10 protein-coding genes are annotated in these 12,676 nt (G+C 28.6%); all 10 read right to left on the bottom strand.

Annotated elements, in window-relative coordinates:
* Window positions 1–247: 247 nt before the first annotated feature.
* On the bottom strand, window positions 248–430 hold the full coding sequence (locus T483_RS0122615; RefSeq protein ID WP_026888863.1) for a hypothetical protein: 183 nt from the start codon (window positions 428–430) through the stop codon (window positions 248–250).
* 49 nt (window positions 431–479) lie between these two features.
* Window positions 480–740 carry a hypothetical protein gene (locus T483_RS0122610; protein WP_026888862.1) on the bottom strand — a complete coding sequence of 87 codons (261 nt, stop codon included), beginning with the start codon at window positions 738–740 and terminating at the stop codon, window positions 480–482.
* Window positions 741–753: 13 nt separating this feature from the next.
* Window positions 754–2,010, bottom strand: coding sequence for a DNA polymerase IV (locus T483_RS0122605; protein ID WP_026888861.1), 1,257 nt, complete (start codon window positions 2,008–2,010; stop codon window positions 754–756).
* A gap of 712 nt (window positions 2,011–2,722) precedes the next feature.
* Entirely contained in the window at window positions 2,723–3,514 is a 792-nt protein-coding gene (locus tag T483_RS0122600; protein WP_242841911.1) for a sensor histidine kinase, read from the bottom strand.
* A gap of 185 nt (window positions 3,515–3,699) precedes the next feature.
* Entirely contained in the window at window positions 3,700–4,482 is a 783-nt protein-coding gene (locus T483_RS0122595) for an ABC transporter permease (RefSeq protein ID WP_026888859.1), read from the bottom strand.
* Window positions 4,482–5,435 carry an ABC transporter ATP-binding protein gene (locus tag T483_RS0122590; RefSeq protein WP_026888858.1) on the bottom strand — a complete coding sequence of 318 codons (954 nt, stop codon included), beginning with the start codon at window positions 5,433–5,435 and terminating at the stop codon, window positions 4,482–4,484. Before T483_RS0122590 ends, T483_RS0122595 begins: the two co-directional genes overlap by 1 nt.
* A gap of 199 nt (window positions 5,436–5,634) precedes the next feature.
* Window positions 5,635–6,312 carry a response regulator transcription factor gene (locus tag T483_RS0122585; protein ID WP_026888857.1) on the bottom strand — a complete coding sequence of 226 codons (678 nt, stop codon included), beginning with the start codon at window positions 6,310–6,312 and terminating at the stop codon, window positions 5,635–5,637.
* 254 nt (window positions 6,313–6,566) lie between these two features.
* Window positions 6,567–6,737, bottom strand: a complete 171-nt coding sequence (locus tag T483_RS31270) for a hypothetical protein (protein WP_155268534.1) — start codon at window positions 6,735–6,737, stop codon at window positions 6,567–6,569.
* A gap of 30 nt (window positions 6,738–6,767) precedes the next feature.
* Window positions 6,768–8,843 carry an ATP-dependent helicase gene (locus T483_RS0122575; protein WP_026888856.1) on the bottom strand — a complete coding sequence of 692 codons (2,076 nt, stop codon included), beginning with the start codon at window positions 8,841–8,843 and terminating at the stop codon, window positions 6,768–6,770.
* Window positions 8,844–9,348: 505 nt separating this feature from the next.
* Window positions 9,349–12,012, bottom strand: coding sequence for a DEAD/DEAH box helicase (locus tag T483_RS0122570; protein WP_026888855.1), 2,664 nt, complete (start codon window positions 12,010–12,012; stop codon window positions 9,349–9,351).
* Window positions 12,013–12,676 lie beyond the last annotated feature (664 nt).

Below are 12,676 nucleotides of genomic sequence, written 5' to 3'. Positions count from 1 at the left end.
TAACAAGTCCATCTGCTAGTTTATTTTCTTTCACGTACCTTAAGTTAGTATCTTTGACACCCTTTGTTTGTTAAATGGAATCAACGGTGCAGTTCTTTTTCTTCATAATATATAAACTAATACTAACTATAGTTAAGTCGCCATACCTACGTACTGTGTAATATCTTGGTGCGACTCATTAAAAAAATCGCAAATTCACTCTCTTGAATAATACGATTTTACAATTTGTTATTTAATATCTTTGTCGTTAACTCATTATAAATCTTCTTATTGAATTAAATATTTTTAACTTAAGTTCATCATCTTCCTTGGCTTCTTCAAATACTATTTCTAGATCATTCTTATTATATAGCTCACTATAATTTAATTTTAAGTATTTCTCCACTGAATTTATTAAATTTATATCTAATTCTTTATCTTTTATTACCATAATTATCATTCCTTTTATCACAATATTTATTAACAAAAAATGAATTTCATTATATTTTAAATAGTATCCACTTACACCCTTCTATATCATACTTAAGTTCAAATATTTTCTCGATTCCTCCAATTATGGAACTGCAAGTAAATACCCACATTTTATTACCACATAGCTTTTCTAAATCTATATTTATTATTCTTCCTATTTTAATAATTTCGCATTTATTTTCTTCCTCGATTTTGAATCTTAATGGTTTTATTTTCCCATCTTCTTCGAAATGTGCTATCATCTCAATATTCTTTGAAACAACTTTCATTACCTACACTTCCTTATAATATACTGCTCATCATCGGATAATCTTCATGTGAACCAGTTCCCCCATTAATCGGTCTCACTCCTGAGTGTAGAAAAATTGATCTAATAACACTTTCCTTACCATATTTACTCCTTAAATCATCTAAAGTTTGATCTAGCTTCCTTTGCTTTTCGTTTTTTTCATAGTCAAATAGATTCTCTTGATAATATACATTGCTGCGAAGCTTAGTTACTCGTACTCCTAATTGTCTTATTTTTTCACCTTTCCAAGCTTCTTTAAATGCTTCTTTAATTCCCTCAAATATTTTAGTTGTTGAGTCTGTAAAGTCATTTAATGGCTTCTGATGAGAATAATAATTAAATTGATTAGTTTTAACGCTTACAACAACAAGACTACATAAACTATTACTAGATCTAAGCCTCATGGCTACACTTTCTGTAAGGGATAATAATATTTTAAACGCTTCATCCATAGTCTCTACATCATAAGCAATAGTTGTTGAATTTCCTATTCCTTTAACCTCTAAATAATTAGAATCCCTTACTTCTGAATTATCGATTCCATTAGCATATTCATATATAAGTTTTCCATGAGAATGCAATTTACTTATTAATAAATTTACATCGGTATTTGCTAGTTCCCCTATTGTACTAATATTTAATTTATGAAGTTTTGCTGCACTTGCACGACCAACCATAAACAAATCCTCTACAGGTAAATTCCACATTTTTGTGCGCATTTCATGCTTAAATAAAGTGTGTATGCAGTTTTTAGGTTTGAAATCACTAGCCATCTTAGCAAGTAATTTATTTGTTGAAATTCCAATATTGCAATTGAAACCTAACTCTTCACTTATTCTCATTTTTAATCTCATAGCTACTCTTTTATAATTCTCTTTTAAATGTGTACAATCCACAAAACATTCATCAATACTATATCTTTGAATCTTTGGAGAATATTCAGTAAGCAGTTCATATAGCGCATCACTTGATTTCACATACCAATTATAATCTGGAGGATAAATCATGAGATTGTTGCATTTAAGCTTTGCTGAATATACTGGTTCTCCTGTTTTAATACCATACTTTTTTGCTGGTATCGAAGCAGCCCAAATTATTCCATGCCTATTTTCTTCACTACCTCCAATTACTGAAGGAACTTCACGTATATCAAGTTGACTTCCGTATTGCAAAAGCTTTACTGCAGTCCATGAAAGATATGCTGAATTCACATCAATATGAAAAATCAATTTATCTTCACTCAAATCCATAAAACCAACTCCAAACATATGTTCTTTTGAATATATTATATTGAACATACGTTCTCTTGTAAAGAAATTTTTTCTCTTACCCTTCCCAAACTTTCTTATATAATCATCTATTTCCTTTAAATTCATGTTTTTTGCTACAAAAAATATTGCTGTATAATGCAAATTATCGAAATAAAGTGATAGAAAATTCCTGATTTCTCTCAGAGTTATTCAAATATTTGTCCAGGTACAATTTCCCATAAAATAAATAAATGCTACCATAGTTAATAACTCTGATAGCATTTATTCAAAATAATTATAGATAAACTAATTAAAGCCTTAACTTATAATTTGTTTATCTATGTTTTGGGTATACTTAAAAATATAAATAAGACTTATTAGATGAACATGTCTATAAAGTTGCTAAAACTTTAAGTTCATATCTTCACTAGAAATCATAAATATATTTGTAACAACAAGGGTCATAATATGGAGAAAACATTTGAAAATGAGCTTCTAAGATTCTTAGTTGTAGGTTATTCCACTTCCTCAGCGAATGTAATGATTCGAGCTTTCCTATTTCCCATAGTATCAGCCACGCTGCAATAATCTGCATGCAACCATTAACTTTATGTAAAAACTTCTTTATGTACCACTACCTGATTCCAATTAAGAAATATTCCCTCATAAATTAGTATATTTAGCTTAGAACTTCTTAACTTGCTATATTACTTCATTTATCTGATTTTAATAATATAACCTTGATATCCAATATACTTCCATTAAGTATAGCTTTAACACTACCATTCATTTTCTCACAAAGTTTTTTTACTATAGACAATCCAAGTCCAGTTGTTGTTTTATTTCTAGACGTATCAGCCACATAAAATTTATCAAATAAATTATCCGTATCTATTTTTTCTGTTTCTTTCACTTTATTTGCAAATGATAATACTATATTTTCATCTTCTTCACTAATATTAACTTTTACATTTCCATATGAATGAACTAAGCAGTTCTTTATAAGATTTTCAATTATACGTTTTATCATTTCTTCATTCCCAACAACATAAAGAGGCTGTTCAGTATTTATTTCAACCTTTATATCTTTCTTTTCAAATTCATATATATAATTCACAATACTATTACATAAAGTATTGGTTAAATTAACTTTAGAAAGTTCAATATTATCATCAGATATTTCAAGGTATGAAAGTTCGAAAAAACAATTTATGAGCTTGTCCAATTGATCTATATGTTTTACTATAGTTTCAGCAGTTTTCTTTTGTTTTTCTTCTTGTAAATTTCTAACTAAGAGTTCCATATATCCTTTGACAGCAGTAAGTGGAGTTCTTAAATCATGAGATATATTAGTAATCATTTCTTTAATCTTTTTTTCTTGACGAACACTCTGACTTCTTGATTTCTCTTCAAAAATTAGTAGCTTATTTAAATTTCCAATAAGATCAGTTAAATTTTTATTGAACATAGATATGCTAATTAATGATTCTATTTTTTTATTCATTCTAAAAGCAATCTGCTTATTAATATCTTTTATTGTTCTATTAAAAAAATAAATATATAAAATTAATATTAATATTATTATAGAACTTATAACTATAATTAATGCAATAATTTTATGAATACCTCCTTTCTAATACCTGAGCTTCCTAAATTATATTTATCAGAATTATATATATTATAAATAAATTATTTTAATTCTTTTCTTTTAAAAAGCATATAAGCTATACCACCAAAAGCGATTATATACATTAAACTAACCCCAACAACTCTAAATAAGCTTAAATACGTCATATTTGGAGTTATACATTTATTAATTTGCCAAATAGTATTACCATATACTGGATCTATTATTACAGGAAATAATTCATCCATTCCCTCCCAGAATTTATTAACCGCTATATAGACTATCCCCCATAATATTATTGTTATTCCTGTCTTTCTCATAAAATATGCTATTAAAATTATAGGTGATAACCGAGCAAAATGAAATATAATACTTACAAAATATATTTTTATCATTTGTAAAATCATACTACTATTATATTTAATATAATCAGGGAAGACAATACTTGGAATTAATGTAGAAATAACTGAATATATAAATAATAATACCGCTGATATAATAAAATATATAATCATCTTGCTAAAAAATATATCCAATTTCTTGCATCCTGCATAAACAGCACTTTGACATAACTTTCTTTCAAAATCATAGCATATATATATTCCCCCAAACACACTAAGAAGTATACTAATATTTTCAAAATTATGCCTCATTGCTAAAGCAGCACAAAATTGGCTTATTCCTTCATAACTTTCAATTTGAGATAAATCTCCATAACATAATTTTATTGAATAAATATTATTTAACGATAATGCAACGCTTATAACGCATATTCCTATAATTAACATTTTTAAAACAATATTCTTTTTTATTTTCATACATTCTGCAATTAATAAATTATACATTACGCCCTCCTTACAACACTAAGAAAATAATCTTCTAAAGTACCACACTCATATGATAAATTTGTAACTAAAAGCTTCTTCTCTAAAAAAGTTCTTGCTAACAATTCAACCTCATCAATATCATCATATAATCTAATTGACTTATCTGGCATGACTCTATAATTTGTTGTTTTTAAAACATCCTCTAAAATACAAGCCATTCTCTCTGGTTCATCTGTACGTAATAATATATATTTTTTACACTTTTCCTTTAATTGTTCTAAAGTAATTTCATCCTTTATATGTCCTTTATCTATAATAATATAATCCGTTGCTAACAAATACAAATTATTTAAATCATGTTCAGTTACAAGCATAGTAATATTTCTTTCTGAACATATTTTTTTTAGAATATTTCTTATTTCTACAACTCCATAAGGATCAATACTATTCATAGGCTCATCTAATATTAAAATTTCAGGATTACCTACAAGTGCTAACGCAACTCCTAATCTTTGCTTCATTCCTAATGAAAAATTACGTACTTTCTTTTTATTACAATCATGCAATTTTACCATTTTTAATATTTCATCAATACTGCTATTGTCAGAGATACCTTTTATCTTTTGAAATAATTGCATATTTTCTTTTGCTGTCATTCCGAAATGTAACGCTGGTTCTTCAATTAAAAATCCTATAGCTTTTCTAGCTTGTCTTAAATTCTCTTCGTCGTCCTCTCCAAAGATTCTTATTCTTCCTTCTGTAGCATTAGATATACCTGCTATTATTTTAATAAGAGTACTTTTTCCAGAACCATTTCTTCCAATAAGCCCATAAATTTTTCCCCTCTCTAAAGAAAAGTTCACATTTTCTAAAACAATTCCATTGCTATTTTTACTTGTTATTTTTCTTATGATACTGTTACTTTTATATACTTTTGTTACTTTACTAATTTCTAAAATTTTATCATTCATTTTTCTTCTCCTTTCATCATAATAAATTCTAAACTTAAAAGGTTACATAAAGGTAACAATTAAGCAATAAAATGTTACAAAAGAGATAAAAAAATAGCCCTAAGTATAATGAATTACATGTATACTAAAAATAAGCTGAGATAATAAAAATACTTATTTATCTCAGCTATTAAGGCATTATCAAAAAAATAATCCTTTATTATTTAATCAACCTATATCCTATTCCCCATACAGTTTCAATATACTCTTCATCTTTATTTGCTTCTTTTAATTTATTTCTCAATCTACTCATATGGGTTTTAATAGTTTTATCATCACCTAAGAACTCACTTTCCCATATAATTTCATATAAATTTGCTTTTGAATATACTCTATCCTGATTTTTCATTAATAATTCAAGAATGTTATATTCTTTAACTGTAAGATTAACTTCATTCTTATGAACCATTACTCTTTTTAATCTGGTATCAAGTTTTATATCTTTATAATATAACATTTCATTTACTGTTTTACTATTTTCATATCTTCTAAGGTTTGTCTCTATTCTTGCGATAACTTCATCAATATTAAATGGTTTAGTAATATAATCATCAGCACCATTCTTTAACATAAATACTTTCGTCCCAGTCAAATCCTTCGCTGAAATAATAATAACTGGGACATCACAATCTTTTCTAATTTCTTTTAAAATCATATCTCCACTTTTATATGGAAGCATTATATCCAAAATAATCATATCATATTTATTTTCTTTCAATTCTTTAATTACATCTAATCCATCATATAACGATTTGGTAAGATATCCTGCTTCTTTTATTATCTTTGAAAGTAATGTGTTTAAATCTTTATTATCCTCAACTATTAATATCTTCTTCATTCTTACACCTCTTTACCGTTAAGTATGTGTTAATTTACATAATATCTATTATGTATTCTTTAATTCCTCGTTGTATCCTTTTTTACATAAATTAAAAGCTGATTTATTCTTTATATCACATTAAAAATGTTACTAAAAATCATTATTTCCAGTAACATTAAAATTGATCAATTCAACCATGCCTATTTATTCTATCTATACATTTAATCCAATTCCATCTGATGGCATTGGATTAAATCTACATTCACATCCCTTTAACTCACTTTTTTATCTGCTTTTACTCCTATTACATATTGACTAGAAGCAGGCATAGTAAGTATATTTTTATTATGACAAGTAACTACTATATACACAACCAGCTTCATCATAACTTCCTTAGAAACTGGAACAATAACATAATCCTTATTTCGGTAAGTTATATGCATAAGTCCGCATCTTAGTTGGATTATATATAATCACAAAAATTCCAGTTCACTAAAGGCTTTTATAAATTCTTTCACTCCATAATTTTCGAATTCCACTTCAATCATCATATCATCTTCTTTTAGAACTTTTCCTGTTCCGTATTTCTTGTGGCTTACTTGTTTAATTGATGTTTCATTTATTTCTTCAACTACTGGTAATTCCACTGCTTCAGTAACCGAAACTTCTTCTTTCTTTCCTTGAGCCTTTGCCTCTTGAATTTGTTTTTTAAGTTCTTGAAGATTTACATTATTATTTTTAACTTTATCACTTTGTATTAACTTTTCTGGAATCATATGAATATATCTACTTTCTCCAGGCGCTGCCTTATGATAATCTGGATTTGTATAATAAGACAGCTCTAAGTAATCTTTTGCCCTTGTAATTCCAACAAAAAATAATCTTTGTTCCTCTTCTTCCTCCATATCTCTTGTATGAAGTGGAATTAGCCCATAGTTAACTCCTGTAATAAACACATAAGAAAATTCTAAACCTTTAGAGGCATGTAAGGTCATAAGCTTAACGGAATCTATATCGCTACTTATATCCTTCTTTAAAATATTTACTCCATATAAAGCTGATGAATTTATAAACTCTCTGAGTCCATCTAAAAATATCATTTGTTTTTCTTTCACATACTCTATGATTATATCAAGCAACGCATATATAGCTTCTTTATCATCTATATATGTAGCTGAAGTTGGCTTTATATACTTATCAAATTCAAAATAATTATAAATCTCTTCTGCCATCTTAATTCCAGAACATTTATTTAAAAATTCATGCATTTTTTCTAGTAGTTCTGACTTAATTATGTTCTGCTCTTTAACTATTTTTCTTGCAGTCTTTTCTGTCATTTTCTCTCCATATTCTTTATTGCTAAGAACATAAATTGCAGAGGAAAAATCATTAGTATTTACGCAAAAACGAAATAGTTTAATCATCCAATTTAACACTGGACTGTCACTTATGGTTTTCTTCATGGATACTTCAAAAGGAATATCATTTTTTAAAAACACATCTTCAAAAACCTGAGACTGGTTTTGCAATCTATAAAAAATTGCAATCTCCTTATAAGGCACACCTGATTTATGTATTTCCTTGATCTTATCTGACAAATAACATGCTTCATTAAAAGGATTATAATGATTTTTGACTATGATTTTATTTTCAGTTTCTCTAGCGCCCATTAAGCGGCTTCCATTTTGCTGAAAGCACCTTGCTGCTTCTAAAATAGCATTACTTGAACGATAATTTATTGGAAGGGAAAGCTCCTTTGCATTATATTTATGCTTTAAGGTATAAACCACGTTTAAAGAACTTCCACGCCAGCTGTAAATAACCTGATTTGGATCACCAACTGCAAATAATTTAGTATTTTCACCTTTTAACTTATCAATAAAATCAAGCTGTATTTTATCGCTGTCTTGAACCTCATCAATAATAATCCATTTAGGTTCTATTTTATGCTCACTTAATAATAAATTTGCATTTTGCAATATATCTGAAAAAGACATCTTATTTTGTTTTATCTTCTCTTCCTTTAGTAGCTCTACAAGCTTAAAGATATCATCATCATAAGGCGAAATCTTTTCCTCTTCCTTCTCAATAACCATAGCTTGCTCAAGTCTCTTTTTTAAACGGTTCTTATACTTAATTTTGAGCTTTTCTTCTTGGATTATCTGCAAGGCAATGTCTAATTCCTCATCTGGCTCTATTACTAAAAAATCTTTTTCATATCTTATTTTTTCAATTGGCAATACTTCTTTAAGTAAATGAAGGGCCACACTATGAAAGGTTCCAAAGCCCTCTAATTCCTCTGATTTTATACTCTCATCAGAAATCATTAATCTTTCTTTAATTTCATTTGCAGCTTTATTAGTAAAAGTTAATACAATCATATCTTTATAACTGATATTTTTTGCATAATGAAGATACACGATTTTTGAAATCAAAACTGTTGTTTTTCCACTTCCAACATTTGCATTTACAACACATGCATCACTTTCATCAAGTACTGCTTCTCTTTGATATTCATTTAATCTTTCTAGCTCTTTTTCATAATTCATGCGAGATACTGGTTATGAATATGGTAACAAATCATAACCTTCTCCTTTCTAACTGTATTTCTTTTAAGGCTAATACCCCTATATATTAATTATAAGTTTGAGAAATGCAAAATTACTCAGCAAAATTTTCACTAACTGAAACAAATGCATCACATCTATTTCGTTGGTATATGCATAAATCTAACCTTCACTTTAGATATATATATGGATACCCAAATTATGAATTAGACTTATTAGATAAATATATTTACAAATTTGATAACTTTTTGAGTATCTTAAACTAGAAATCATAAATATTTATTACGAAGAAAACATTTGAAAATGAGCTGTTAAAGGTTCTTTGTTGTAAGTTGTTCCAATTTAGCTTGTAACGCTGAAAGCGGGAGCATGCTGAATTGGTTGCAACTTGCAACTTAGAGCCTTCAGCGATATTTTCGTAGCTTTTCGGAGTAAAAATATTTATGATTTCGGTAAGTTACCACATAAGTCTAACCATTAAAAGCTCTTATTCTGTAAGATCTTCATATCTTCTTTGTAATTTACTTTTTACATTTTTTCTATCTTCATCTATCTCTTCAAGTCTGACACTTAATTCAATTCCCATTGGAGCATCTGTATGGAAAGAAATAATATTTATTATGCTCTTTTTATTACTTTCTTCCATTACCCATTCTCTATAAAATGCATTATTTAAAACCAAAATTAAAGTACGATTATCTATTTCAACCTTAGGGATTGTACTTAAAAATTTTGCAAAGGCATCTCCATTCTCTTGCATATACTCACAGAATTCTTTCCATTTTTCCTGTAATTCATTAAACTTAAATGCTTTCTTAATAAAAGTTGCCGGAGCATATTGTGCTAACTTAATATCCTTTGGTGCCTCTATTTCCTCTAATAAATTCTTAAGTCCCCATAAAACCATAGCTTTATTTAATTGATAATCTCCAATACATGCAGCGCAGCCATCATCACATGTACATCCGCCTACCATCTTGATTGCATTTTCAATAATCTTTGCAGTTAAGTCAAATACTTTTTCTGAATAGCCAAGGCCACCTACATATTTATCATAAATAAACATATAAACTTCGCTATCATAATTTTGACTTATTTCTATTGCATTGTTAGACATTACAACCCCTATGTCTTCCTGTTCTGTCATGGTTGCCATCATTGCTGCATTTTTTATGGCATAACATATTCCTTCAAAATGATTATTTCTTATAAAGCCTCCATTTTGACTTTCCTGAAGTAGCCTTCTATATACAGTCACAACATTGTCAGGAATCTTTATCCAAGTGCTTTCTGTATCATAATCCTTTGATAATGGTTTTTCTAACTGTTCAAAACCTAAATTTTGGTGATTGTGAAATTGCAGCTTTTTATACATATAAACTATTTCATCAACATTTACATCTCCAAAAGTCACTTTAGTACGCTCATATTCCATATCCTTGGTGCCTTGGATTATCCTTATATTTGTAGTGCCTCCTGGCATCGTATAATAATTTCCATTAAAAGGAATGGCAAAAGCAGTTCTACTTTCTAAGTCAAGCTTTACAACCTGATATTGAACTCCATCATGCATATAAATTGCTCCATTATGAATTTCACGAAAAGCCTGCATTTCATCCATTTCTGTAATTTCTTTATTGTTATCTTTATTTATAAGTTTGTACCTTGCTTTATCAATATTTCTTAAGCTAAAATCTCCTGCCGGAAATGAATTACCACACCATGCAAACTTTCCACTTTGATTAGTCAATTCACTTGCTCTGATTAAAACAGGAATTGTTTCTCCTAAATCTGGGAAAATTGAAATATCATCTAAAGTTAATGGTATTTCAGCAGCTGCAGCACGTATATGTGCAAGTTCTATTAAAAGGTTATTCTTATCTATACCTGCATTTTCACTTCCACTTTCAAAAAGCCAGTCTGGATTAATTGCTATGTATTGATCAAAAGGCAGATTATCAAGGATTAAATAATTAGTACTTTCTTTTCCGTTTCTACCTGCTCTTCCACTCTGCTGCCAAAAAGACGCTCTAGTTCCTGGGTATCCCACAATTACTGTTGTATCAATTTTGCCAATATCTATTCCAAGCTCTAAAGCATTTGTTGATACTAACCCTCGCAGAACTCCAGTAATCATTTTATTTTCAATTTCTTTACGCTCAAGTGGAGTATATCCTCCCCTGTATCCAGAAATCTTGTCTTTTAAAGAAGCTCCAAAAAAGTTTTCCGTCTCTAGTTTATCTCTTGCTTCTTTTAATACAACTTCAACATTTCTTCTTGATTTTGCAAAAGCAATAAAGCTATTATCATTTTCCACTAAATCAGGTATTAAATCAGCAGCAACTGAAGTTGATTGCACCTGCCCATAATATTTTTTGTCATGCCCCATAATCTTTGGTGGTTGCACAAGCTTGTAATTTTTCTTTGGAGCTGGTGAACCATCTCTACAAACCTCAAGAAATTTGTATCCACAGATTTCTTCTGCAAGTTCAACTGGATTTGCTATAGTTGCTGAACTGCACAAATACTGAGGCGAAGAATTATAATATCTGCACACCCTACCAAGTCTTCTAAATACATTTGCAAGATGTGAACCAAAAGCACCTCTATAAGTATGAAGTTCATCAATCACAATATATTTTAAATTAGAAAAAATAAAATCAAAACCAAACTTACTGTGATTCGGTAAAAACGCGGCATTTATCATTTCAGGATTAGTTAAAATAATATTAGCATTTTTTCTAATTCTGCTTCGTTCGTTTACAGGAGTATCCCCATCATAAACTCCTGCTGAAATCCTGTTAGAGCCAAAATATTCTAAGTAAGGCAAAATCGCACGATACTGATCACTTGCAAGAGCCTTTGTAGGATATATAAAAATTGCTCTAGCCAAAGGATTTGATAAAATTTCTTGAATAACTGGCAACAAAAAGCTAAGAGTTTTTCCACTTGCTGTAGATGTTGTTATTACAATGTTATTCCTATCCATTGCTTTTTCAAACATTTCTGCTTGATGACTATACAGCTTATCAATTCCCTTTTGAGATAAATACTCACATAATTCCTCTGATAAATTACTTGGGTAATCAACATAAGCCGCTTCTCTTTTAGGCATTGTTTTATTATATATAATTAAATCGCTTATATTCATTAAATATTGCTCCTATTCTCCTAAGTTGCAATCAAAAACAAAACTATTGTAGATATCTAACTTTATGTAATAACTTACCGAAATCATAAATATTCTGCTCCGAAAAGCTATGAAAATATATTTATGATTTCTAGTGAAGATATAAACTTAAAGTTTTAGTAACTTTGTAAATCTGTTCATCTAGTAAGTTGAATTCTTAGTCTATTTATATATATTTTGCAACATAGTTAATTGTTTTCTCATATGTCTAAATTCCTTTATAATTATATACCAAAGTTATTAATAATTATATCTTAATGTGCAATGAGGCAATAATTTAGATAACACTTAAAAAAGGTAATAAACATTAAAATTAGATGTTTATTACCTTTATTTAAATTAGGGATAAATGCCCTACTGAAGATATTCCCTAATCATCTCCAGAATCATCAATTGCCTTTTGAATAGCTGGCGTTTTTAGAGCATCAGTCAACTTTCCAATTTACTTTTTCTAGTCGGGATTCCACAAATACTTTGGCCTGCGCACCTAGCTGCCTTGACTCAAAACAGATGTTCGATTCTTCTATTGATCACCTGATAAGAAAACATCACCGTTTGGATTTATAAAACCTTGATGTTTTTATTATATGAATAATGGGAATTTGAATTCTATTAATGCTTGTTC

The organism is Clostridium beijerinckii HUN142 (assembly GCF_000621745.1).
Classification (GTDB): Bacteria; Bacillota; Clostridia; order Clostridiales; family Clostridiaceae; genus Clostridium; species Clostridium beijerinckii_A.
Note: the sequence above shows the minus strand (reverse complement) of the source record. Positions and strands in the feature narration are given on the sequence as shown.

Excerpts from the sequence above, each read along its gene's own strand:
- T483_RS0122615 (WP_026888863.1), bottom strand. The coding sequence starts at position 430 with ATGGTAATAAAAGATAAAGAATTAGATATAAATTTAATAAATTCAGTG.
- T483_RS0122610 (WP_026888862.1), bottom strand. The coding sequence starts at position 740 with ATGAAAGTTGTTTCAAAGAATATTGAGATGATAGCACATTTCGAAGAA.
- T483_RS0122605 (WP_026888861.1), bottom strand. The coding sequence starts at position 2,010 with ATGGATTTGAGTGAAGATAAATTGATTTTTCATATTGATGTGAATTCA.
- T483_RS0122600 (WP_242841911.1), bottom strand. The coding sequence starts at position 3,514 with ATGAATAAAAAAATAGAATCATTAATTAGCATATCTATGTTCAATAAA.
- T483_RS0122595 (WP_026888859.1), bottom strand. The coding sequence starts at position 4,482 with ATGTATAATTTATTAATTGCAGAATGTATGAAAATAAAAAAGAATATT.
- T483_RS0122590 (WP_026888858.1), bottom strand. The coding sequence starts at position 5,435 with ATGAATGATAAAATTTTAGAAATTAGTAAAGTAACAAAAGTATATAAA.
- T483_RS0122585 (WP_026888857.1), bottom strand. The coding sequence starts at position 6,312 with ATGAAGAAGATATTAATAGTTGAGGATAATAAAGATTTAAACACATTA.
- T483_RS31270 (WP_155268534.1), bottom strand. The coding sequence starts at position 6,737 with ATGCATATAACTTACCGAAATAAGGATTATGTTATTGTTCCAGTTTCT.
- T483_RS0122575 (WP_026888856.1), bottom strand. The coding sequence starts at position 8,843 with ATGAATTATGAAAAAGAGCTAGAAAGATTAAATGAATATCAAAGAGAA.
- T483_RS0122570 (WP_026888855.1), bottom strand. The coding sequence starts at position 12,012 with ATGAATATAAGCGATTTAATTATATATAATAAAACAATGCCTAAAAGA.